This window comes from Lysinibacillus sp. NPDC093688 (assembly GCF_050280145.1).
Taxonomy (GTDB): Bacteria; Bacillota; Bacilli; order Bacillales_A; family Planococcaceae; genus Lysinibacillus; species Lysinibacillus xylanilyticus_B.
Map to the genome: position 1 here is coordinate 85,842 of NZ_JBNNUX010000005.1, position 22,143 is coordinate 107,984.

28 protein-coding genes are annotated in these 22,143 nt (G+C 37.6%); 3 read left to right on the plus strand and 25 right to left on the minus strand.

Annotated elements, in window-relative coordinates; all coding sequences use genetic code 11:
* Positions 1-76: 76 nt before the first annotated feature.
* The 12 genes from ACQKN2_RS06385 to ACQKN2_RS06440 form a co-directional block, all read right to left on the minus strand.
* A complete protein-coding gene (locus tag ACQKN2_RS06385; protein WP_427414227.1) occupies positions 77-295 on the minus strand; it encodes a hypothetical protein in 219 nt (72 codons plus the stop codon).
* 176 nt (positions 296-471) lie between these two features.
* Positions 472-702: a hypothetical protein gene (locus ACQKN2_RS06390; RefSeq protein ID WP_427414228.1), complete on the minus strand. Its 231-nt coding sequence runs from the start codon at positions 700-702 to the stop codon at positions 472-474.
* Positions 703-744: 42 nt separating this feature from the next.
* Positions 745-966 carry a hypothetical protein gene (locus ACQKN2_RS06395; RefSeq protein ID WP_427414229.1) on the minus strand — a complete coding sequence of 74 codons (222 nt, stop codon included), beginning with the start codon at positions 964-966 and terminating at the stop codon, positions 745-747.
* Between the two features lie 6 nt (positions 967-972).
* Positions 973-1,992 carry a phage minor head protein gene (locus ACQKN2_RS06400; RefSeq protein ID WP_427414230.1) on the minus strand — a complete coding sequence of 340 codons (1,020 nt, stop codon included), beginning with the start codon at positions 1,990-1,992 and terminating at the stop codon, positions 973-975.
* Complete coding sequence (locus tag ACQKN2_RS06405) at positions 1,989-3,548, minus strand: phage portal protein (RefSeq protein ID WP_427414231.1); 1,560 nt, start codon at positions 3,546-3,548, stop codon at positions 1,989-1,991. The genes ACQKN2_RS06400 and ACQKN2_RS06405 overlap by 4 nt, the downstream gene beginning before the upstream one ends.
* A gap of 12 nt (positions 3,549-3,560) precedes the next feature.
* The gene (locus tag ACQKN2_RS06410) at positions 3,561-4,835 is read right to left on the minus strand and encodes a PBSX family phage terminase large subunit (RefSeq protein ID WP_427414232.1); all 1,275 of its coding nucleotides are present in this window, start codon (positions 4,833-4,835) and stop codon (positions 3,561-3,563) included.
* Positions 4,836-4,917: 82 nt separating this feature from the next.
* On the minus strand, positions 4,918-5,469 hold the full coding sequence (locus ACQKN2_RS06415; RefSeq protein WP_427414233.1) for a hypothetical protein: 552 nt from the start codon (positions 5,467-5,469) through the stop codon (positions 4,918-4,920).
* 190 nt (positions 5,470-5,659) lie between these two features.
* Positions 5,660-6,397, minus strand: coding sequence for a phage terminase small subunit (terS, locus tag ACQKN2_RS06420; RefSeq protein ID WP_427414234.1), 738 nt, complete (start codon positions 6,395-6,397; stop codon positions 5,660-5,662).
* Positions 6,398-6,580: 183 nt separating this feature from the next.
* Positions 6,581-7,039: a sigma factor-like helix-turn-helix DNA-binding protein gene (locus tag ACQKN2_RS06425; protein ID WP_400959996.1), complete on the minus strand. Its 459-nt coding sequence runs from the start codon at positions 7,037-7,039 to the stop codon at positions 6,581-6,583.
* On the minus strand, positions 7,032-8,399 hold the full coding sequence (locus ACQKN2_RS06430; protein WP_427414235.1) for a DEAD/DEAH box helicase: 1,368 nt from the start codon (positions 8,397-8,399) through the stop codon (positions 7,032-7,034). The genes ACQKN2_RS06425 and ACQKN2_RS06430 overlap by 8 nt, the downstream gene beginning before the upstream one ends.
* A complete protein-coding gene (locus ACQKN2_RS06435; protein ID WP_427414236.1) occupies positions 8,396-8,680 on the minus strand; it encodes a VRR-NUC domain-containing protein in 285 nt (94 codons plus the stop codon). The genes ACQKN2_RS06430 and ACQKN2_RS06435 overlap by 4 nt, the downstream gene beginning before the upstream one ends.
* 356 nt (positions 8,681-9,036) lie before the next feature.
* A complete protein-coding gene (locus ACQKN2_RS06440) occupies positions 9,037-11,544 on the minus strand; it encodes a VapE domain-containing protein (protein ID WP_427414237.1) in 2,508 nt (835 codons plus the stop codon).
* A gap of 92 nt (positions 11,545-11,636) precedes the next feature.
* Between ACQKN2_RS06440 and ACQKN2_RS06445 the strand changes: the two genes are divergently transcribed.
* On the plus strand, positions 11,637-12,467 hold the full coding sequence (locus ACQKN2_RS06445) for a hypothetical protein (protein WP_427414238.1): 831 nt from the start codon (positions 11,637-11,639) through the stop codon (positions 12,465-12,467).
* A gap of 58 nt (positions 12,468-12,525) precedes the next feature.
* Positions 12,526-13,335, plus strand: a complete 810-nt coding sequence (locus ACQKN2_RS06450; RefSeq protein WP_427414239.1) for a DUF4393 domain-containing protein — start codon at positions 12,526-12,528, stop codon at positions 13,333-13,335.
* Between the two features lie 28 nt (positions 13,336-13,363).
* On the opposite strand, the gene ACQKN2_RS06455 is transcribed toward ACQKN2_RS06450, so the two are convergent.
* Genes ACQKN2_RS06455 through ACQKN2_RS06480 form a run of 6 tightly spaced genes read right to left on the minus strand, consistent with a single transcriptional unit; the run spans position 13,364 to position 16,215 of the window.
* A complete protein-coding gene (locus ACQKN2_RS06455) occupies positions 13,364-13,570 on the minus strand; it encodes a hypothetical protein (RefSeq protein WP_427414240.1) in 207 nt (68 codons plus the stop codon).
* The gene (locus tag ACQKN2_RS06460; RefSeq protein WP_427414241.1) at positions 13,551-13,943 is read right to left on the minus strand and encodes a hypothetical protein; all 393 of its coding nucleotides are present in this window, start codon (positions 13,941-13,943) and stop codon (positions 13,551-13,553) included. Before ACQKN2_RS06460 ends, ACQKN2_RS06455 begins: the two co-directional genes overlap by 20 nt.
* Entirely contained in the window at positions 13,928-14,308 is a 381-nt protein-coding gene (locus ACQKN2_RS06465; protein WP_427414242.1) for a hypothetical protein, read from the minus strand. The genes ACQKN2_RS06460 and ACQKN2_RS06465 overlap by 16 nt, the downstream gene beginning before the upstream one ends.
* A gap of 51 nt (positions 14,309-14,359) precedes the next feature.
* Positions 14,360-15,394: a dUTP diphosphatase gene (locus ACQKN2_RS06470; protein ID WP_427414243.1), complete on the minus strand. Its 1,035-nt coding sequence runs from the start codon at positions 15,392-15,394 to the stop codon at positions 14,360-14,362.
* Complete coding sequence (locus ACQKN2_RS06475) at positions 15,394-15,924, minus strand: hypothetical protein (protein WP_427414244.1); 531 nt, start codon at positions 15,922-15,924, stop codon at positions 15,394-15,396. The genes ACQKN2_RS06470 and ACQKN2_RS06475 overlap by 1 nt, the downstream gene beginning before the upstream one ends.
* A 15-nt stretch (positions 15,925-15,939) precedes the next feature.
* Positions 15,940-16,215, minus strand: a complete 276-nt coding sequence (locus ACQKN2_RS06480; RefSeq protein ID WP_427414245.1) for a hypothetical protein — start codon at positions 16,213-16,215, stop codon at positions 15,940-15,942.
* Between ACQKN2_RS06480 and ACQKN2_RS06485 the strand changes: the two genes are divergently transcribed.
* Positions 16,216-16,821 (plus strand): hypothetical protein, encoded by a 606-nt coding sequence (locus ACQKN2_RS06485; protein WP_427414246.1) that lies wholly within the window; start codon positions 16,216-16,218, stop codon positions 16,819-16,821.
* A 59-nt stretch (positions 16,822-16,880) separates the two neighbouring features.
* Here ACQKN2_RS06485 and ACQKN2_RS06490 read toward each other — a convergent pair whose 3' ends face one another.
* The 7 genes from ACQKN2_RS06490 to ACQKN2_RS06520 form a co-directional block, all read right to left on the minus strand.
* A complete protein-coding gene (locus ACQKN2_RS06490) occupies positions 16,881-17,615 on the minus strand; it encodes a phosphoadenosine phosphosulfate reductase family protein (RefSeq protein WP_427414247.1) in 735 nt (244 codons plus the stop codon).
* Between the two features lie 32 nt (positions 17,616-17,647).
* Positions 17,648-18,244, minus strand: coding sequence for a hypothetical protein (locus ACQKN2_RS06495; RefSeq protein WP_427414248.1), 597 nt, complete (start codon positions 18,242-18,244; stop codon positions 17,648-17,650).
* Positions 18,226-18,747 (minus strand): hypothetical protein, encoded by a 522-nt coding sequence (locus ACQKN2_RS06500; RefSeq protein ID WP_427414249.1) that lies wholly within the window; start codon positions 18,745-18,747, stop codon positions 18,226-18,228. The genes ACQKN2_RS06495 and ACQKN2_RS06500 overlap by 19 nt, the downstream gene beginning before the upstream one ends.
* Complete coding sequence (locus ACQKN2_RS06505; RefSeq protein ID WP_427414250.1) at positions 18,737-18,979, minus strand: IDEAL domain-containing protein; 243 nt, start codon at positions 18,977-18,979, stop codon at positions 18,737-18,739. Before ACQKN2_RS06505 ends, ACQKN2_RS06500 begins: the two co-directional genes overlap by 11 nt.
* A gap of 10 nt (positions 18,980-18,989) precedes the next feature.
* The gene (locus tag ACQKN2_RS06510) at positions 18,990-21,011 is read right to left on the minus strand and encodes a DNA polymerase (RefSeq protein WP_427414251.1); all 2,022 of its coding nucleotides are present in this window, start codon (positions 21,009-21,011) and stop codon (positions 18,990-18,992) included.
* 300 nt (positions 21,012-21,311) lie between these two features.
* Positions 21,312-21,587 (minus strand): hypothetical protein, encoded by a 276-nt coding sequence (locus tag ACQKN2_RS06515; protein ID WP_427414252.1) that lies wholly within the window; start codon positions 21,585-21,587, stop codon positions 21,312-21,314.
* Complete coding sequence (locus ACQKN2_RS06520) at positions 21,571-22,092, minus strand: hypothetical protein (protein ID WP_427414253.1); 522 nt, start codon at positions 22,090-22,092, stop codon at positions 21,571-21,573. The genes ACQKN2_RS06515 and ACQKN2_RS06520 overlap by 17 nt, the downstream gene beginning before the upstream one ends.
* Between the last annotated feature and the right edge of the window lie 51 nt (positions 22,093-22,143).

A 22,143-nucleotide genomic window follows, 5' to 3' on the forward strand; every position in this document is an offset into this window, starting at 1 on the left:
CAATTGAATCCCTAAACCGTTCAAAAGTGTATTTGTTCTCGTTCTTTATAGCGTCTGCGAGAAGAAAGACAAAACGTTATTTAAAAGTACCTGGTTCTTTAAACATTGGATTTTTAAATGTTTCCGCCGTTTCACTATCCACTTGTAGGAAGTGACTAAGGTTTTCATCATTGAAGGTTGCGACCAACAAGTCTTTGTTATAGAAATCAACAAAGTTTTCAAGCCTGCAAACGTCAGTTACATTCTCTATTAAGATACCTACTTCGCTTTTAAGACTTACAATGTAATTTGCCATCTTTACATCTCACATCAATAGTTTTCTAGCTTACGGGTTAGTCACGAGATACGATATTTCTCATATGGATCACCTTTACCTTTCTGCTATAGCAGAAAGAGCCATTAAAATGAGTAACAGCCCTAAAGTAGACCAGCAAGGATGGCTATAAATGATTTCTAGTGCTTCCACCATGTTCACACCTTCTTTCGTCTTGGCCGCATAAATGTTTTTACATGCCAATGAGAATCAGCAACGGCTCGTTTAGGCACTTCTGAAACGACTGGCTCACGCACTGCGAACATTTCATGATTAAACAACTCAGTTGGTAATGAACCTTTTCGTCTTGCAACAATAAATCCATTAATCATGAGTGCTATAAAACCCAAAATACAGACGATAAATAAAAATCCCATGAATTCTAACATGCTATTCACCACCTTTTATTCAAAATAAAAAAGCCGTATCGACTACGCCTTTGTAATATCGTTATAAAGTTGTTGAACTGCTTCATGTAATGCATTTTCGAAAACTGTCTCATCTTGTGCTTCTCCTCCAAGTTCTTCTATATTTTTGATTAATTTAAATTGTATCAACGCTGCTTCACTGCCTTTTAATTTGGGCTTTATTTCAGCAGCATCCATTCCTGCTAAGACTGTCGTTAATAACATGATTTTTTGAAGTTCATTCATTATCAATTACCCCTTTCCGCTAAATTGTTTTCGCCACTCTTCGTAACTCATAAACGGCACCGTAACAGAAGGTGGCTTCACTTCTTTGTAAGCTTTATTGAATGCATGTTTATACGTCAGCCCCATGTCTTCCATGTAAGCGTCAATACGTGCAGCAAGCTTTTTCTGATACGTATCATCCATGTAATCCTTGCCTCTGCGGTACTCCGGCAACTTACCATTCACCATGTAAATCGTATGACAACGACATTGAATATCCATCGATGCAACACCCCATAACCTTGGAGCTTTAGATTTCCACGAACCGTAATGGAAATAACCATCTTTATCAGCTTTCTGACCGTCTAGCTTTCTGTGCGACTTCCTTACTCTCGTATCAAGTGAGGACATCCATACCTTAGTTAGTCGTGCTGTTTTACTACCTTGTACTTCTACAGCTAAATCAGCTTGTGACCTCACTCGGCCACCCTCAGTACGTGCAACAAGAATAGCTTTCCTCCTTGTCCATCCCATAGCATTTTCAATCCTTATAGCCATATCAGTGTAGCTTTCCCCTGCTTGTAGGCTTTGTGCTATTTCAATGTTCAAACGCCTGATAATGTCGTTCCTGTGTGCTTCAAAGACTTTTGGAAGTGATAGAAACTCAATCGGATTGTCCAAAGCTGCCTGAATAACCTCAACGGATGGTATTTTAAAGCCCATTTCCTCGCCCGTTGACTGCTGTAAGAGATAAGCCATCATTAAGTATCTCTCAATGTAAAGTCGTTCCTCTGACTCTCTTATTAGCTTGATAATGACTTTGTAATCAGCATTGAATTGCTGTGCAATCAGTTTTATTTCCTGGTTAAAAAGGTTGTATTTGTTTACATCAGTCCAAGAAGCTTCACCGTTTTTGCCAAACTTCCGATGCATATCCAACATCTGTCCGAGTATGGCTTTTAATCGCTTGTTAAAGACAACTTCAATGTCTTTCTCAGCCTTTTTCTCCATCTCATCTAAGATTTTATTAATCTCTTGTTGGTTCATCGTCTAACCTCACCCGAACCTCCGCATTTTTTACATACAATTTGTTTGCTAGTTCTTGTGCTTGTCACTTCACCAGAGCCACCACATTCCTCACATAATTTCTTACTACTGCTTCTAGCTGAGCTTTCATTCTTTTTCTTCTTTGGGGTGGTTTCCTCATCTTGTGTTCCGAAATCCCCCAATGGCTCAAGGTCATTTCCGTACAACTTAGCATCCTTCTCCATCTCTTCAAGCTCATAGTCCACATCATCAACAATAGACAACTTAGAAAGGCGAGTACGCTCTGACACTAACCCTTTTAATGCTTGAGATGCTTGAGCCTCAGATAATAAATCAATAGGAATGTTGCGTTTGTACTCATACCAAACTTTCAAGAAATCTTCATTAGAACAGATTCCCTTCTTTGCCCAGGCACTGCACAGCACTTTAAATTGATAACGTAGAGCAGTCGTAAACTTTCTCTCCATTGTTTTACATTTGTTTTCAAGCCCCATTAACTTGTACTTCATAGCTACTCCGCTTGCATTTCCGGCAAACGATTCATCGCTGAAGTTCACGCTTTTAGCTAATCGCATAATGTTTTCTTCAAGACGATTCAGGTGGTTCTCAATCATTTGATCATTAACATCTTTGGTTAGGTATTTAATGTCGTCATGCTCGCCCATCAATTCAAAGATACCTGTACGTGCTAGCTTTTCTGCATCATCTTCATCCATACCCATACCTTTAAGCACTAGATATGTTAAACGAAACTGTTCAATTTCATTTGATGCATCTGAAAGCGTTCGGTCATAAGCATCGATTAACTTATACACTTTGTCAGCATCACCCTGTAGCTCCTCATTGTTTGGGATGCCGAATAACGGGCAGTAATCGAATAAGTGTTTACGTTCATCCTTCAAAACGAAAGGTGAATCTTTTTCTACTCGTGTATAGACCTTTTCTGTTGTCGCATCGTAAAACACCAGCTGTTCAATTTCCACTTTCTCACCTTCAGCATCTAATTCAGCAACTTTAAAATATCGAAATGCATACTTTGGTTCACTGACATCTGCTGTTTCTGAAAGGATGATTGTTTCCCACGGGTCAATTACCATCGCTCTTTCATTTCCGTCTGTGTCAATATAAAGTAACCGTGCTGAGTAGCCACAAATTGCTGTTTTCTTACCTGACTCGCTATCCAAGTCATCGACAGAATTACGCAAATTAAAAAGCTCAATCGCCTCGGATAGTTTAGTTAGGCTTTGAGCTTGTTTGTCTACTACATATGAAATTGGATTACCAAACATATAGCCAACCTTTGTGTCCACAATTTCAGCATCTAGTGGGTTGTTTAATGTATTGTTCACCTTATCATCAACGCGCTGCACCTGTGCATTTCCTTGATCATAATCGGTCGGTTGCCGTGTTAAAATCGGCACCGCAGATAATTCTGCTTTATAACGGTTGTAGTTAAGTAATCGTTTGTTTCTTTCGGACTTTGTTTCATCCACTAACTTATCGAGTAATAGAGGCGTAACGCCTTTTTCATCGATGTATGTGATATATTCGTTCATGCTTACGCCTCCTTATTTTGAATTGACACCCTTTACACTTGCTACTTCATAATCATCGAGCCCGTACCACATCGCAGAGAATGTATGCGGATCGATGATAAATTCATCTTCAATAATTTCATCTGTTTTAGGGTTCTTTTTGAAGGTAAGTTCCTTCAACTCTCGAATTGTATTCACACATGCTTCAGAACAAATGATTCGCTTGAAACGTTTCATCTTTTTTGTGTTTTCTACTCGAGTCAGTTTCTTACAAGAATACATACGGAAGCCTCGTTGCTTGAAGTAAGCAATCGTTTTTGGCTCAGCATTATCAGCCTTGATAATTACTTTTTTGAGCCCTTCTTCCTCAAGTTCATCGGCTGTTTTATCATCGGTCATACCCCGTTTGTAATACTCCCAGTATATGTACAGCCACTTCTTCTCATGGTCAACTACCATTCGCAATACTGCATTGTAAGAATCAACAAAACCGAAGTCCATGCCGTTCTTTCGAATTGGCTTTCTAATCATAGCTATCTCATTCATTACCAGGTCGTGAGGCTTTGTTTCAAACTGTGGTAGCACTAATACCCCATTGACACCGAAACGTCCTTTACGTGCAATCCTGTGAAGGTCTGGATCATATGAAGCCATCTCATCCAGCTGCTCAATGTAACTCGCTGGTAAAAACAAATTATCATCAGCAGTAGAATGATGATAATACGTGTTATTCACTATGATAGTTCTTTGCTTATAAAGATCTTCATCATCCAAGACAAAGTATTCTTCCAACTCGTTCTTAAAGAAATGCTTGTACACCCAATTCCCTTTTGAAACCGGATTGGTAGAGAGGATAATAAACAGGTCTAATGTTGGATGTCGCAAACGTCCTAGCAACTCTTTAAAGCCCGCATACTTAATCTCACTACATTCCTCAAGCCAGATAAGGGATATGTTGTTGATGGACTTTAGCTTCTCTGGCTTATCCATCCCACGAAAGATTATCTTCGAGCCGTTCGGAAATTTCACTGTCATCGGTGATGAACTCGTCTTCACCTTTCCCGATAACCCTAGGTCCTCAATAATTTCTGTAAACAAAGAAAACGTACTGTCTCTATGCGTGTCGTAAACTTCACGAACTACAAGAGCTGTACGTTTTTCTTCTAACAACTTTAAAAGTATTTTCAATGCTACATGGTAGGATTTCGAAGAACCGTACCCACCGACAAGGAGTTGAGTTTTACAACGCCAGTCGAAAAGGAAATCTTCGAAATGCGGATTCACTTCCTTCTCGACTGAAAGTGTCATTTCTTGCTCAACTCCTGATTGTAGGATCTGAATAGCACATTGCAAAATATGTATATATTTGGATATAATCCTATAAATATAATTATTTCTTTTCATATATTTCAATTAAAATAGCTAAAACTGCATCTCCAGAAATCTCCTGGCTTTGTCCATTAACTTTAATAGCACCATCAATTGAAGTAAATACACCTGCATTCGCTAAAGAAATACCTTCTTCAGAATAAGGAAACCCTAAAATAATTTCCTCTAAATCATCATAGCCATTAACTTCGGCTTGAACTGTTACATAATCACCAGATTCATTCTTCCAAACTGGATTTTGAGTTGTAATATCAATCAATTCTTTAAAAGTAAAATCTTCTTCAAAAACTTTAGTATTTTGTACTTCACGAATATTTCCATCTAAAATCGATGTTACTTTATTAACTTTATTATTTAAGTTTGCTGCTACTTCCTCACCTTTTTCTAAAACTTCTTCACCTTTTTCTAATACTGATTTTCCTTCTTTTATAGTTTCATCTAACGAACAGCCTGTTAAAAATAATATAGTAAATATCAATAATAAATATCTCTTTAACACCCAACTAATCATTATGTAGAATATAACCAGGCTTAATTTGTATATTTGACCCAAACATTCCAATCACCTCCTGTGAAAGTAGTATACCAAATAATTTTCGGAAGTTGAATATTTTAGAAACATTGTTATATCAACGTTCTTACAACTACACTTTTTATTGATTATGCAAGATTTTATACATCGTTGATTTATCAGGCTTTAAGCCAACTGCTCTAATTTATTCCCCCATTTTTCTTGCATAAAATTAGTCGCGTTTTTTGCCGATAATTTTAATTTCAATCGGTCCATTCTGTTCACCTGAACCAAGCTTATCGATTTCTACTTTTGTCTTATCAATTGATAGCTGCATCTGTTCTAATTTCAAGCGACGTTCGTCAGCTTCATCAGCTAATTTAATAAAATGATTAATGGAAGTACGCAACTCACTAATAGCTCTTGATTGCGCTGTAAGTAGCTGTGCCTGTCGCTCCCAAGCAAACTGAAACTCATACTCAATTTCTTGAGATGGGTTTTTACCACCTTGCATCTTCTCTCGCTTCATTTCTTTTATCATTTCGTCTTTTGATTCTACATGCATGATTTTCTGTGCTCGTAAGATTGCAGCATATTGTATTGTAATTTGATCCCACATTAAGTCAGCAGCAGACTTTGCATTCATAGCCTCAATGATTTCCTGAGTTTCATCTGGTAGATACTTTGCGAAAAGCCCATGGTCTAGTTTAGGATTGTTCCGACTGGTGAATTGATTCTTCGGGTTCGGATTGCCACTTCGCTTTCTTGGTGCATTAGATGTAGCATCTTTTTTAGACGGTTGCATCTTTTTCGTTTTGGATGCATCTTTTCTAGTTGCAACCTTCTTCCAACCTTCTCGGCTCTTTCGACTTTTCAGTGTACCTTCTTTTACGCTGTGCTTTTCTGCTAGCTCAATTAATGTGATTCTAGTAGTTTCCCACTCATTTCGAATATCGTCCCAATTTGTCATGTCATAAACAACTCACTTCCGTTCCTGTTTAGGATTTTTTTTATGTATTTGCAATTAACGAAAAAACCACCCACGCTTAATACGTGAATGGTTTGATATTTAGGGCTCTCATCATTTTATCGATACTATACCCCTTCACTAATAAGGGTACTTTGTACGATGTTCGTACGGGTACAAATGTTACTAAATAACATTCTTAGTCATTTCGTTAATCTTCATGCGTGCAATATCAATATGCTCCTGGACAGTACGTTTCTTGATACCAAGCTCATCTGCTATCTCTTGCATGCTTCTAAGATGTGCTGTATGAAGAAGAAAACAATTCATCTGTCGTTCTGTTAAAGTCATAAGAATTTGCATGACAGCTTTTTTACGCTCATTGCTGATTTCTTTTGATGGCTCCACTTCAAGACTTGGGAACAAATCCATGTTGATTAGTGAACGTCTTGCGTATGCATTTTTCTGCTTTATGGCTCGTCCTGTAAAGTTTGGTCGTTCACCTTTTCTCATCCAGTCAATGGCATAATCCATATCTGCAATCATTTCGTTTACAATCTTTAACTCATTCGGATCAGTAATATTTGGCTTCATTCGCTCAAGTGCTTTTTTGCCACGTTTATACTCCATGATTAAATCAATCAATGCCAAGCACCTCGCTCATACGTGCCTTTACAGCTTCCATCAACGCTTCTTGCTGTTGTTCTTTACCTTGTAGAACACTCAATACACGTTCATCTATGCTGTCTTTTAACACTAGGTGATGGATTACTACAGTTTCTTTTTGTCCTTGTCTATGAAGCCTTGCATTGGCTTGCATGTATAGTTCTAAACTCCAGTTAAGCCCGTACCAAACGATTGTGTGTCCTCCGTCTTGCATGTTTAAACCGTGCCCTGCACTTGCTGGATGTGCTAGAAGGATTTCAATCTCACCATTGTTCCATTTCTCAATCGTGTTTGAATCATCAAGTTCTCTCGCTTGTTTGAATTTCTTCTTGATACGTTCCACATCATGTTTGTAGTTATAAAACACTAAGATTGGTTTTCCTTGTGAACCCTCAACAATTTCCTCCAAGGCATCTAGTTTTACACTATGAATAATCTGTACACCGTCTTTATCGTTATAGGCTGCACCACTCGATAGTTGTAAAAGCTTGTTACTTAAAACAGCAGCCGTTGTCGCTACAATATCACCATCAGCAAATTGCAATAACGAATCTTTTTCAAGTTGGTCATACAACTCTCGTTCTTTTGGAGATAGCTCTAATTCAACAACATTCATAACTGCTGCAGGTAAATCTTTCAGGTAATCTTTCGCTTTCATAGATAAACAAATGTCATCAATCTTGCTATAGATTTGTTGCTCAGAACCTTCTTGTAGCTCAATGTGGTATACACGATACGGATCCTGCTTGAAATACTTGCTTTTGTATTTCGTAAACGTTTTTTCTAGGCGCTCCCCCATATCAATCAAGTAAATCTGTGACCACAAGTCAATTAAACTATTTGGTGCTGGTGTACCTGTTAAACCCACCACTCGTTTTGTTCGAGTTCGCACTTTACGTAGTGCCTTGAATCGTTTTGAACTAGGATTCTTAAAGCTCGATAACTCATCGATGACAATCATGTCAAACGGCCAAGTCTTGCCGTTTTCGTAGTAAGAAACAAGCCATTCCACATTTTCACGATTAATCACGTAGATGTCAGCTTGTTTTTGAAGGGCTTTTCTTCTTTGTTGTTCAGTTCCAAGAACCTTGCTTATTTTTAAGTGTCTCAGGTGCTCCCATTTTGCAACTTCACGTGACCAAGTATCTTCTGCTACACGTTTGGGTGCAATCACTAACACCTTCTCGACATCAAAGTAATCGTTTTTCAATTCATCAACTGCTGTTAACGTTGACACTGTTTTACCTAAACCCATATCAAGTAATAATGCATATGCTGGGTTTTCAATAATCTTTTCGATTGCTACCTTCTGGTATGCGTGTGGTACAAACTCTGTCATAGTTCATCCCTCAATTCAACAACAAGTTTATCAACCGACGGTTTAGAATTCAAACAAAAAACTCTGCACTTTAATTGTTTTAGGGTTTCTATCGTTTTCACTTGAATCGGTGAAAGCTTACCTGTTTCATTTTTTAACTCGGCAAAAATGATTTGTCCGTTTGGTAAGATGATTATTCGATCAGGTACGCCTTTATTTCCCGGGCTCACGAATTTGAAGCATTGCCCTCCTAGTTTTTCAATTTCACGTTTCAAATAATTTTCAATTTGTGATTCTCTCATGTCTGATTTTTACCTCCAAGTTGAAAGTAAACAAGGTCAACAATCTTACGTACGCGTATAGAGTAGTATTGATTTAGGCGTATTAGGTATATACTATTTACATATATTCCCTATACTATATACCTAATATATAAAATACATCTCAATAGATATTATTTGTTTACTTTGTTTACCTTTATAAATAAATACAGTAAGCGCAAGGGTTTAGGTTAACGAGAACCGGCAACAAACACCGTTTACCCTTGTTGCCTTTGTTTACCTACTTTAACACTTTAAAGCATTAATATTTGTTGCCGTTTTCCGACTTTGTTGCCGTTAATTTTATAGTTTGTTTACCCTATATTCTGGTAAAACCGTTACTTTTCAACACGTATAAACGCTCGCTGTGTGCCGTATTCTGCACCGAATTTCAGGGTTGATTTGTGAGGTTTCCACCCTGGTAACGTAGCTAAGATTGAATTTATTTCCCGAGATTCATGCATTGGGAATGACCCTCTATCTTTTCCTAAACACTCGCACCAAATTTCTAATGCACACACTTTTTCACGCAATCGTGTATTGGATTTTTGTGTATCAAGTGCTTCATTCTTTTCTAAGAGTTCCTCCTCTTCCTCTGAAAAATCATCAGAAAATTCGTTCTCTCGCATTGCTAATTTGCGGTCGTTAATCGACTTTTTGTACCAATCTGAAGTAATAGGTTTCTCTAAAAAGCTTAGAATTTGTCCTGCATACGTCGACTCTACTGTATGGGCTATCTGCATAGTAAGCGCCTCGGCCGCCATCGTCTCATCCAAGTATAAAGGTGAACCACTTTTAAACAGATGCACTGCCTCTGCCCATAGTTGATTAATTTCTTGACGCCCCTTCTCGCTATCAAGCTCTTTCCATTTACGTATACTATCTGGTTGCACTTCAACAGGTAGAAACCTGCGGTTACCAGTACGATCACGTAAAAACTCATGTTCATTTGTAGTACCAATAAAGATGCATTGACGTGGAAACTCTTCAGGTCGTTTACCGTAAGCAACGCGGTACCTGTCCACTTGTTTGGATAAGAATTGTTTAATCGTTTCGACTTCACTTTTCTTTGTTGCAGCAAGCTCCCCCATCTCCATAATCCATACACCGTGCAAGCTCTCATAAGCTTCTTTACCGTGTATTGAAGTCAAGCTATCACTAAACCATTTTCCACCTAACATGTTAAATAACATCGATTTACCAAGCCCTTGTAGACCGACAAGTGTTAACATGTAGTCGTATTTGCAACCTGGCTTAGAGATGCGTGCAACTGCTGCAACTAATGTCATTCGTGTAACAGTCCGTACATACTCCGTATCAGCAGCACCCAAAAAGTCAATCAGCAACGTATCAACACGGTTTACCCCGTCCCACTCTAAAGTACCTAAATAATCTCGCACAGGATGGAATGTATTCGCACGTTGCACCCCACCTATTGCATCCGCAATCTTAGAGTTGCCTGTAATGGACCACACCATATCTAAATAGTTGCGTAGATCCTCATCATCACCGTTTGACCAGCCAACACCTTTTTCTTTCTTCCGCCAAGGCAAGTCTCTTAGAACTTCGGGCTGTCTACTAAACTCATTGAAAGCAAAGCATCCTTTTAAGTGTGGATCATTTTCAAGAATCAACTTGAGGTTTTTAGCTGTAACTTCAAGCTCACCAGCTTTATTAATATCGAATTTAGCCTTCCATAGCCCATCATCCTGAGACCTTTCCTCAGTGTCAGATTCTGTATCAACATCAATATTAAAGTCCTCTGACGCACTTTTAATGCGCTCATCTGCAAGCATCATTTTCACTTTATCAAGTGTACGGACTTTATCATTCATAGCCTTCGCTGAAGGTAATCGGTTAACTGGTGTGCCTTCTTTTGCATCCTCATCTAAATCATTAAAAAGATGCAGCCGTACTAAATCATAGGCATTTACAAGTTGTTCACTCACAGGATCCGTACCGTGATGTGAATAGGCAAATACATCATCATAGAGTACTAGACCGCCTGTTGTGGAACCTCCGTTAAACGTATATCGGCCATCCCCTGCGTCGGAGTATACATCTGATAGAAATACTTCAATCGCTTCAGTAATGGAGTACGTACGACAGAAGGCTCCAACCATGCCGGGCTTTTCAAGTGGGTTGCCCTGTTTGTCAGCCATCTTCTTACGGCTTTCACGCTGACGACTTGATTCTGGCCATTCTGCTGGATCACGCCAATCGTTGTACATCTTTAATATCTCAGCAGGATCCAACCATTGTGCATCCTGATAATCGAATTCATAATCTCCGTCGCTTGCTGTAGACGGCCAATACATCAAACGATGTGGCTGATAGGTTGTATCGTCGAAATAATCGATACCGAATATATCCGCAAGCTTCTTTGCAACAGCTACATACTCCTCTGCTGAAACAGGTCGTAACAATGGAATAATTAAGCGTATACGTGGCTTTTTAGATGTGTGCTTGTGTGTACTATAAATCACACAGGCGTTATCAAAGAACGTTGTCACGCCGTCCCAGAAGTCACCTTGAATGAAGTCGGCATCTAAGGTAATCAGTTGACGCCAAGCCACACTATCGGCCTTACGTCTACCACCTTTTAAGCTACCTCCCACAAAGCCTCCTACATCTTTAATGGAGCCTTGTTCGTCCTTTGAGAGTTTCATATACTCCGCAAGTGATTCTTTTGTACGTACAGTTGTAGACAGCTTTTTCAGGAAGTCACTGTACGATATATCTGTGTTCTTCCACGCTGTTGACTTACGTGATGTTGCTGTTGCAATCGTCAGCATGCCATCATGCTGTATTGCAATCTTTTTGGGTTTATCTGCTGACTGCTGCATGTGTTTCAATCCTTTCATAAATATATGAGTTATTACAAAATGTTACATATTTTGATACAATACTACTATTAGTAGATTAGGAGTTGATTTTGTTGAAAAAAGTAACCAATATTACTGAATTAATATTGAAGTCTTCACTGTATGAGTCTATAGAAATTACTAGTGAAAACTTTAATTCTAACTTTAGGTTCTTAACTAGTTTATCCGAAACTCAATTTGACTGTTATTGTATTAGCTGTGCTAAAGATACAACATTTAGATTAGTTCATAGTGATTTTAATGAACACAAATTAATGAGTTATGTGAATCTATCTTCTACGGACAAAGTCGATATAGTGGTTTCCGATGCTACGCCCAAACGATTAAATTTTGCTTGTCAAAGAAACCCAGAACATTTATTTACTATTCTTCTAAAAGCTATTGACACTGATTTGGTTAAAATAGGTCAATACCCATCATTAGCTGATATTGAGAAACATGACATAGAGAAATATAAAAAACTACTAAAAAAAGATTATGTTAATCTCAATAAAGCAATAGGGCTACGAACTCATGGAATTGGTGCGGGTTCTTACGTTTATTTACGTAGAATCTTCGAAAACCTAATTGAAGAAAAACACCTAGAAGCTCAAACAGAACATGGATGGGATGAAGATAAGTACAATCGATCAAAAATGAAAGAGAAGATCAAACTTCTAGAACATAAACTACCGAGCATTCTGCTTGAAACACCTGAATTATATGGAATTCTTAGCAAAGGAATTCATGAATTGAGCGAAGAACAATGTCTCGAATACTTCCCCGTTACAAAATTTGCTATCGAATTAATTCTAGATGAAAAACTAGTAATGCTAGAAAAAGAAGCTAAAATGAAAGATCTGAAAAGTAGTTTAGGTTCAATAGCTGCTACTATTTCAAAGTAAATTTCAGCTTATAAATTAATTTAATTACTAACGAATCTTATAAACGCGAGGGTAAACCATGTCAGATAGTAACTTTTTAAAAGATATTTCTCAATCAATAAAGGTTCCAGCAGATATTGCTAAAGCTGTAGTTGAACCTCCAGCACAACAGCTTGGACAAAGCTTAGCAGATTTGTTTTACATTGCATTTGCACCACTTACAAAAAAAAGAGCTCAAATTGAACAGAATATTGAAACCTTTAAAAATGAGATTGGTGCAGAGATTTCTAAAATTGATCCTGAAAAAATAGTAGAACCTAAACTTTATGTGGCGGGTCGAATACTAGATTCTGCCAAATATTATGTGGAAGAAGAAAAACTTCGAAATATGTTTGCAAAACTAATTGCAGCCTCGGTAAATGAGGATTTTAAAGATAGTACGTTACCAGCTTTTGTTCAAGTGATAACAGATTTATCTTCTTTAGACGCACAAAATATTGTTTATTTAAAAAGTGTTCATAGTCCAACAACTCATACAGTTGCAGGAAAAATTAGATTAGATGAAGTTACTGAAACTGGGTTTGGTAGTACAATTGTTGAAAACTTTATACCTTTCCCAGATATAAATACTAAAAATCATCGTTTCTATGCTGCATCTGTAGATAACCTTGTACGATTAGGGATAATTCAAATTCATCATGGATTTAAATTTGAAGATATGGAAGTACATGATGAATTGAAAAAACACGCTCTATTTCTTGGATTATGCGAAGAACTAAAAGAAATACAAGAAATACATCATCTACACTTAGATAAAAAAATAGATATCGAACATGGCATGTGGACATTTACTGAATTTGGTAAATTTTTTATTGATGTTTGTATATAGTAAAAGGCTTATATAAGAATTTTTAATATCACTTCCAATCTTGTAAGCTCGTACGGCTATGCATCTGTGAGTATCTCAAAGCCGTACGAGCTGATAGGGCCTCAGCTTTCCAGTATGAAGACTGTTTTGAGAAGTGTTCTTTTACAACTTCCAAAGCATCAATGTACTCCTGCTCGTACACCATTTCTCCGTTTTCATGACGATCAATTACAGCTTCAGCTTGTTTCAAGTCCATTAGCTCCGCTCTCCTCTAAAGACTTTTTCAAAGCCATCAAATACACCATGCTATCAGCGTGTTCTTCTAGCGCATGTTGGCACCATTCAACTGGTGTGAGATTTTCAGCACGAACGGTTTCTCCGTACTTGCGAATACCTTTATTCGTTTGATTCACAAAGAGCTGTTGGATATCTGCCAAAACACTGTTCGACTGTTGAGCCTCATAAGCAGCAAGTTTTGCTTCGAGCTGTACAATCAAATGAGTTTGAGATTGTGTAAGATCTCGGTAGTGGTCAGAAGCGTATTGTTCTGCTGCTGTTGTAGCTGATTTAATAACAGGACTTTTAATATCTAGTTTTTTCATCAACCACTTCTTTATTTGTTCAAACATTGTGTTTCACCATCCATTGTCATTTTCAAAATTAGCTCGTATTGATCATCACTAATAATTAATTTGGCATTATCTTTAAAGCGTTGTAAAAACAGATTGGAGCGTCTTTCATTTACTCTTTGACGTTCTTGCCTTATCAATCTTTGAAGCTCCGATATACGTACGTTCTTATGTTTTAGCTCATTACGAACCTCTGCACGTAACTTTTCGCGTCGCTTGAACTCCTCATAAGCTTCGATGCCTTCATTACCGCACCCCTTGTAAGAACGAGTACGGTAATGTTGTAATTCAGCATCCATTTGTACAAGCTTTTCTCGAAGTCGTTTTACATCAAGTAACAGTTTGTCATATTCTTTTTGGTACATGGCTTCAACCCCCTTTATCAACCCGCGGTTTACAAAATCACCACAGAAAACCTAGTAATCATTGTTTTGTCTATCGATGTTCTCTTGATGTTTCTTCATGTAAGCTTCCTCAACTTCTAGCCATGCGAAGCCCAGCATCTCTACTAATCCAGCATATAAGTTAAATAATTGGGTGTACGTTTTCTGAGTTTCTTCTTCGGTTGCAATCTTTTGCATTAATGATGTGTATTGCGTTGTTACAGATGTTGACTTATATGCTTTAATTGTTGCTACCTGCCAACCAAGAATAAGTCCACGTGCTAAGATTAAATGTAAGACATCGACCGTTTCTTCAAGTAACTTCTCACGATCAACATCCTTTTTAAGTTTCCAGTACTTAAAGCCTTGCCACTCATTAGCCGATTCTGCTAGTTCTACTAAGATGGCGAGCTGTTGTTCATTCAAGTAATCATGAATATCGATACCATGTTTGTCAGCGATAAAGTTTTCAAGCTCAGCTTGTTTGGCGTATAGCATTCGCAGTCGGCTACCCCAAACTTGCTCATTCAGTGTAGCATTTTCAGTTTTTAATGATTCAATGAAAGACAAAGCATCCTTCAGCTGTGCTTTAAAATCAATTAATTCCTTTTCAAGTACAGTAATACGATCAGTATCAACCTTTGGAGCGTTAACCTCTTTTTCTCGTAACGTTGGGGCAGCACTTTCTTTTTTAGTTGGTTTATCATAAGCACGAATCAGGCCATTCTGCTGCTTAAACTTATAGAACTTATTGTTATCAATACCCAGTTGCTTACGAATCGCGCTATCTGTTAACCCTTTTGCTTTCATTTCGTGATAGGATTCCACTGTTAAATGCTTAGTCATTTTCTCACCTTTACTTTCATGCGTTTTTAATTTTATTGGCTGTACTTTTGGCTTCGGAGTCTCAAAAGAAGAAACACGCAAAGCTCGTATAGCTATTATATTTTCTTCTAACTTTTTACCAATTACACGATAGGCATAATCATCTGCAGATTTACTATCTGTTAGCCTATTAATCTCAGCCAATAAGGATAGCCTTTGTTTAAATAACTCTTCTAGATTCATTAGCAGGATCCTCTCTTGCTTGATTTCTGTTGCACTGGTACAGTTATGGAATCCTCTAATGACCAACCTCTCTTTATTCGAGTAATAAGAGTTCCGTAAGGTATCCCGTTTCTCAATGCGATAGCGATTTGTTCATCTGTGAAATGTCGCTTTCTTGTAGAACGAGTTGCTGCATCCTTTGCACTCATTCCCGTTTTCACACGTGCACTAAAAGTCTCTCTACTAATACCGTGTTCATCTGCAACTTGTTTCCACTCAATCCAAGCAAGCAAAGCTGTTGTCATGACCCTTGGTTCTACTGGAGCTATTAAAGAATCATCAATACCTTTAATTTTGTTGACTCTCCGATACTTTCGAGTAACAGCGATGTACTTTTTTCCGATACCTGTTATTTTGTTGAAAATAGGACAACCCTCACAAGTTGTTACATCTTGTCCTTTTACAGTGCAATTTGTGCAATGCTTTTCAGTCAATCTACGTTCTTGTAAACCTAGTTCTTTACGTTTAGCTTTAGCCTCCTCGCGATCCATAAGACCACCTACTTTCTAGCTGTATTCTGCTATTGATTCAATGTCACAACGTATCTCTTTAAGGCGCTTCTTACTACGAATGATTTCAGCTGCATCGTCATCTTTAAGTGCTTGATATAAACTAGCAAGCTCATAATCTTGCTCAAGTTCTAACATGTGTCTGTACTGACGTTCAATATCAACTTTGCGGATAATTTTTATAAATGGCTTCTTAAGCTCAGCCCCTTTACTGTTAAATACTACCTTCCTACTGTATAATTGATTGATGATTATGAATTGGGGGTTACTCATTTGAACGATTATTTAATCCAAACAAAATATGCAGCAAGTAGTTTAATAGATTTAATTCGAACAGAAGAGATTGCATTAAGGGATTTTTTATCTTCATTAAGTTCTTTTAAAAGAATTCATCAGATTTTATATAATGATTTTAGACGAAAAGAATTTGACCCTGATGATCACTTTGATGATTTTCAAGTTATGCATGCTTTTGCACGCCAAGCACAAGCTAGGGAGCAAGTTGATAGTTTGGAAAATAAAATTGAAACCTTGAAAATGTCCATTTCATCTAAAGAAGAATCTATAAAAACTTTATCTGGCGCTCTTTTACAAATAGCAAAACAAGGAATAAGTACTGTTCACAATGGTCTAAGAAACTGCCCTAGTGGAAGAATGGTAAATAATGAACCACTTAAAAACGTTATTTGGCAAGGAAGAAATCAATCTATGCATTATGAAGAGCCTTTTCGTAGGTCGGAACATAGACATGTAATTGATTGTTTCTCTAGGTTAAACATACCATTAGAAAACATTAACTTGGCCAAAGAAATAATAGATCTGCTGGAGTGGAAAACATATGAACAGTATGAAAATGACCTTATATCACTACTAGGATAGTTTTTTGCTTCATCTTTTTAGGTGAAGCATTCTACAATTCGTACCAGATGTGAAAATATTTAATCGTTAGCTTTTTCACAGGCAATCTCACACATTATTCCGCATGCTTCCATCACTTCATCTTCAATTCTTCCTCTGTTAGGTTCTAATTCATCAAGAAATACTCCTTTAATACAGGACCGACCAATTTCACGTTCAAGTCTTGCCCTTTCTGCAAACACCTCTGGGAAATCCTTTCTGATTTTATTCCAATAACCCATGCCACCTTTGACACATCCGATACAATTATTATTCCTATAACCTAATTCATACATAACTGGTCTTTTTATACCTAGGCGTTTCAACATTCCATGCACTTCTTCTTTTTTTAAATCCGCATCTATTAGAGGGAAAATGTGCTGGTATTCAGGCATGGTTTGAGTTAATCTGTCGGCTCTTTTCATTTCAGAATTGTCATAGCCCCATACATAAATCATTTCACCTTCTTGCTCTTTCTCCCAGTCAAGACGCACCTTCTTCTTCAATTCGGACGTACATTTTGCTCCGTATGGCGAGTTAATGAATCGATACTTCTCGATAACTTCATTCACGCTATCGTGTTTTTCGTTACGTAAAATTTTTATTTCTTTTCCTAATGCTTTCTCACAATCTTTTAAAAATCGCATTGTATCTGGATGTTGATCTGCAATGTCGATATAAAATATTTCATCTATAGTATCCCGTCTTAGATATGCAGCGATAAAGCTACTAACTCCACCACTAAACCAGCAAACTTCTTTTGATTTCAATTCCAATTTTCACACTTCCTTTATCTTTATTTTTGCTATTAAGTCCTACAAGGCAATACAACTACTCGAACAGATTCATCTACAGAACTGAAATAGCAAACTCGATGCTTACCTGTAAACTGCATTTTACAAGACTGTAAACCTAAGTCTTTCAACAGCTTGAATGTCTTTGCTAGTAATGAAACATCAAAATGGATGTTCACTTCATTTTGGTTCAGATTCTTATCCATAAGATGATAAGTACTAGTAAACTCAATACCTCGATAGAAAATTTTGTATTGATTGCCCTCTGTCTCAAACCGAAATGCCCCTAAAGGTGACTCACCTTCAACCTTTTTCACTGCTTCAAGTGCTTGAGTTAAGAGCAACATTTCTTTCACATCTAATTCAAGTGTTTCTGTTATCTCAGAGTTGAAGAACTTCGAGTACTCATATACCGGTAATTTAGAAGGTTTATTATCAAGTGTGATTGTTCGATTTGGTTCATCTGGACATACGTTCTTAACAAGAACTGCAGAAATCGCATTTGTCATGAACGCATTTCCTTCTGGATCAATATGAACAACATGGCATACATCTTTTTCATGTTCTAAATTTGTAAAGTGTTTTGAGTGCTTCATGAGTGTATCGAACATTCTTTGACATCCCCTTTCTCGAAAAGTGAAAGTTCAACACTGTCAGAAATAACTGCCATAAGGTAGACTTTGAAACTCCCATTTGAACCTGTACGAGTATTTACGTAAGCAATTTGTAGACCATCCTGGTACTGTGTATATTCAATAGACCAATACTTGCCCGATATCTTTTTCAGCATTTCATCGATAATTTTCAAGTTAACTACTGCACCTGTTTTCAAGCGAACAGGCTTCATTTTGGTAAGGTTTTTATATTCAGTAATATCCGATTTACGAGTACTAATTTTGGATTTCAAAGCCTCAATGCTAGCCTTTATGGAAAATATGATTGAATCAGCATTGTCGTGTAATTTACTATTCATGTTATCTTTACGACCAATCTCACGTTTTTGCTGTTGAGCCTTTTTCAATTCAGCTTGAAGTTCTCCAACAGATTTCCTGAAGTCCTCAATTTCAACTTCATTGCTTTCAACCTCTTTCGCTATCCACTCATTAAATTTCATTCGCTTCACCTGCTTCTGCTAATAAATCTTTTAATTGACCAGATAGAGCTAAGAAAGCGTAGCGATCACCAGCATCAATTGCCTTGTCGATTGCAAATTCAAGGTTTGCAATTTGAGCTCCCAGTACTGCATCACTCATATCTTCTTTTGATGCGTCAAAACTGATTTGGTTATAGGCGTTTACCAAGTCACTAAGCTTATAGTTTTCACTGATTTGTACATCCATAGCCATATTCATCCTCCTAATCTTTTTTATAGAACGGTGTTTCAAAGCCGTCAGCCTCTAAAGGGAGTCCTTCAGCCCAGCTGATAGGTCGGCCCATAATTTCTTCAATGGTTACGATAGTATCTGCCTCTGATTCCATTACAGTCTCATCGTGAATATGCATTACAATTGGATAACCTTCTTTATCTAGGCGTAACATCGACATTGCTAAACAGTCTCTGGCAATTGCTTGCACCGCGTTCTCGGTAAGTTTCCCTCCGTATGTGGAAGTCTCACACCAGGCTTTTGTGGTACCGTCAACACCCCAAAATATTATTTCTTGTTTACCTTCAAACTTTTGATGATCTCGTAATCTAGCTTTGTAGTAGCAAAGTCTACGACCACTAGGTAGTTGCATCATGAGAGAGCCGTGATGCATGAAGAATTTCATGCCCTTATTAAATGAAATGACTTCACCTGGACTCTCGATAGCTCGCATGGCAGCTGCTTCGATGTCCCACCAAAGCTTTTTGATTTTAGGATTTGCTTTACGCCATGCATCAACCAACGGTTTAAGCTCGGATTGTGGGATACCCATATCAAGTGCACCCATTGAGATAAGTGCATTTTCTCCACCTTGATAACCAAGAGCTAGTTCTGCAACTTTACCTTTTTGGCGCAATGGTGATCCCTTATCAATCGTTTCAATTGGCACTTTAAACATCTGTGATGCTGATGCCTCGTAAATCTTCCCGTGAGTATTAAACACTTCTAAACGCCATTTCTCTCCTGCTAACCACGCAATCACTCGAGCTTCAATTGCACTAAAGTCACTTACTCCAAAAGTCTTTTTCACGACTGGTACAAATGCTGTTCGGATGAGCTGTGATAACACGAAAGGTACTTGGTCGTAAAGCAATTCAAGAGTTTCTAAGTCAGCCATTGCAACTATTTCCCTAGCAACTTCAATATCTGAAATCTTGTTTTGTGGTAGGTTCTGCACCTGCACCAAACGTCCGGCCCATCTTCCTGTACGGCTAGCACCGTAGAACTGTAGTAAGCCTCGTACACGACCATCTGCACATACTGCAGCTTTCATTGTGACAAACTTGGCTGTACTTGTTTTAGACAGCTCCTGCCGTATTTCAAGCATGGCACGAATGTCGCCATCTGTTTTAGCAATGAATTTTTTCACTGTATCTTTTGTTAGATTTGGTAGTTCTACGCCTTGTTCTTTGAACCACTCCGTTAATTGCTTAGGACTGTTCGGATTTTCAAGACCTGTAATTTCTTGTCCAGTTTTCATCAGAATGGCTTTATAAGATTCATCGATTTCAAGGGCTCCATCTACTACATTCATATCTAGAAGGACTCCACGGTCATTAATTTCTTGGTCTAGGTGATACAATGCCATTTCGAAACGATCTGATTTACTGCCAAGATTAAGGTATTTATCCACGGCATTCCCGACAGCTTTTTCTGTTTCTACGTCTTGACGACAATAATCAACGAATGCGTTCCACTTTTCTAAATCATCTTCAGGCATATTCCTCGTGCGCTTATCGTTTTTAGTCGGCTTACGTGGTTTTGAAAAGAAGTTTATCAAGTGTGTTCCCGCACTATCTTTTTGTTCATCGAGTTCCAGTGCTAGTGCTGCACTTTTTAATGTTGCTGGTAGTCCAGCTTTCATGGCATCGACCATTGTACAACGCCACTGTTTAGGATCTAAGAAGCCGAGGTCTGTAAAACTTTTAAACATCTCAATAGGCTCATAGTTTCTTTTAAGATAAGAACTTAATGCGACTCGTTCGAATTGAGCATTGAATGCTTTCTTCAACACCTTTGGATTATCTAAAGCTTCAATTATTTCAGGTGGAATAGTTTCACCGTTAGCAAGCTCTACAGTTTGTGTTGGTTGCCCATCAACCGAATAAGCGAAGATGAGTATGTCAAAGTCAGGCGCTTCAAAATACTTGTAGACACCAACTTTTTTAAGGTCGTAGCTTGAATAGGTTTCTATGTCGATATTAAGCGTTTTGATTGGTATCTCCTCCTTCACTTTTAACTACTAGAATTTACAAACAAACATATTTATGCTAGAATTAAAAATCATAGCCAATTTAATGGTATTTCAGTTCATCGCCTCATAATCTATGAGGTCTCCGCTCATAGCGCTAGGTTTGATATTCCTATGCGAATTATGAAATTAAGGAGGAAAAACAACATGATTATTTTTGGATCTTCATTAATAATTGCTGTTTTTACGATGAGAAAGTTTAGCATCGAGATTAAATTTAAACTTAGATCAAAATGATTTTTTTTAGATTTTAAAGAGCTACTCTTCATCGAGTGGCTTTTTTTATTTACTTTTGCCACCATACATCCCATCCTCTACAGCTTTCCAGAAGTCCTCAACACTAGCCCATAGCTTAAACTCATACTTACTGTTTTTGTGCTTGTTTATCAGTGTATTAGTGTGAAAGCGACGTTCGTCTAAGTGATTCAATGGTCGGGCAAAGATACCACCATTTTCAATACGAGTAATGATATGTTCTGTAATGTATGGCTTGGATTGCTCTACTGTGTTTCTTACTGAAACCCATACACGTTGGTTAATTTCAAACTTTGGTTTCATTCTTGGCACCTTCTTTCGCTTCAACAGCAGCAAGGTAAGCTTTCACATACGCAGATTCAGTAATTTCTTCTAAGAAATCATCTTTTGAAGAAGCAAAATTAGAATTAGTTTTAAGGTACATAGTGTCTAGGCCATTTAATTGTTCTAGTGTTTCATTTTGCGACCAACGCATTACCCCATAAGAAAAATTAATATCTCTTTCAGTTCTTAACCCTTCTAATCCCTCCTCATATATTAGCTCCTTATGGAAAGCGATAATCTGAGACCCCAACTTATTACTTTTCTTAGGAATGCCATTCTTCTTAAATGCTTTTAATTGTTCGTCATTTAGGACATCAAGATCGTGATAATAATAGTCAGGTGTGATACTCCACGACGGACTGTAAGGTAACTGAAAATGCTCTTGTACTTTAATTGCAATTTCTCTTAGAGCATCTTTTGCGTTTTTTGCTTTTAAAATTTTTTGGTAATATTCGCTTTCAGGTTTTACTCTGTAGAATTTCATTCAGTTCAACTCCTTAATAGTTTTAAAGGTACTTCCTTCCCTTCGTTACAC

Coding starts and splice junctions, on each gene's coding strand:
- ACQKN2_RS06460 (WP_427414241.1), bottom strand. CDS start 13,943: ATGTTTGAACAAATAAAGAAGTGGTTGATGAAAAAACTAGATATTAAA.
- ACQKN2_RS06435 (WP_427414236.1), bottom strand. CDS start 8,680: ATGAGAGAATCACAAATTGAAAATTATTTGAAACGTGAAATTGAAAAA.
- ACQKN2_RS06515 (WP_427414252.1), bottom strand. CDS start 21,587: ATGAAACCAAAGTTTGAAATTAACCAACGTGTATGGGTTTCAGTAAGA.
- ACQKN2_RS06500 (WP_427414249.1), bottom strand. CDS start 18,747: ATGAAATTTAATGAGTGGATAGCGAAAGAGGTTGAAAGCAATGAAGTT.
- ACQKN2_RS06465 (WP_427414242.1), bottom strand. CDS start 14,308: ATGTACCAAAAAGAATATGACAAACTGTTACTTGATGTAAAACGACTT.
- terS (WP_427414234.1), bottom strand. CDS start 6,397: ATGACAAATTGGGACGATATTCGAAATGAGTGGGAAACTACTAGAATC.
- ACQKN2_RS06450 (WP_427414239.1), top strand. CDS start 12,526: ATGTCAGATAGTAACTTTTTAAAAGATATTTCTCAATCAATAAAGGTT.
- ACQKN2_RS06410 (WP_427414232.1), bottom strand. CDS start 4,835: ATGACACTTTCAGTCGAGAAGGAAGTGAATCCGCATTTCGAAGATTTC.
- ACQKN2_RS06495 (WP_427414248.1), bottom strand. CDS start 18,244: ATGTTCGATACACTCATGAAGCACTCAAAACACTTTACAAATTTAGAA.
- ACQKN2_RS06400 (WP_427414230.1), bottom strand. CDS start 1,992: ATGAACCAACAAGAGATTAATAAAATCTTAGATGAGATGGAGAAAAAG.
- ACQKN2_RS06430 (WP_427414235.1), bottom strand. CDS start 8,399: ATGACAGAGTTTGTACCACACGCATACCAGAAGGTAGCAATCGAAAAG.
- ACQKN2_RS06385 (WP_427414227.1), bottom strand. CDS start 295: ATGGCAAATTACATTGTAAGTCTTAAAAGCGAAGTAGGTATCTTAATA.
- ACQKN2_RS06470 (WP_427414243.1), bottom strand. CDS start 15,394: ATGAATCTAGAAGAGTTATTTAAACAAAGGCTATCCTTATTGGCTGAG.
- ACQKN2_RS06455 (WP_427414240.1), bottom strand. CDS start 13,570: ATGGACTTGAAACAAGCTGAAGCTGTAATTGATCGTCATGAAAACGGA.
- ACQKN2_RS06520 (WP_427414253.1), bottom strand. CDS start 22,092: ATGAAATTCTACAGAGTAAAACCTGAAAGCGAATATTACCAAAAAATT.
- ACQKN2_RS06395 (WP_427414229.1), bottom strand. CDS start 966: ATGAATGAACTTCAAAAAATCATGTTATTAACGACAGTCTTAGCAGGA.
- ACQKN2_RS06480 (WP_427414245.1), bottom strand. CDS start 16,215: ATGAGTAACCCCCAATTCATAATCATCAATCAATTATACAGTAGGAAG.
- ACQKN2_RS06475 (WP_427414244.1), bottom strand. CDS start 15,924: ATGGATCGCGAGGAGGCTAAAGCTAAACGTAAAGAACTAGGTTTACAA.
- ACQKN2_RS06505 (WP_427414250.1), bottom strand. CDS start 18,979: ATGGCTATGGATGTACAAATCAGTGAAAACTATAAGCTTAGTGACTTG.
- ACQKN2_RS06440 (WP_427414237.1), bottom strand. CDS start 11,544: ATGCAGCAGTCAGCAGATAAACCCAAAAAGATTGCAATACAGCATGAT.
- ACQKN2_RS06390 (WP_427414228.1), bottom strand. CDS start 702: ATGTTAGAATTCATGGGATTTTTATTTATCGTCTGTATTTTGGGTTTT.
- ACQKN2_RS06405 (WP_427414231.1), bottom strand. CDS start 3,548: ATGAACGAATATATCACATACATCGATGAAAAAGGCGTTACGCCTCTA.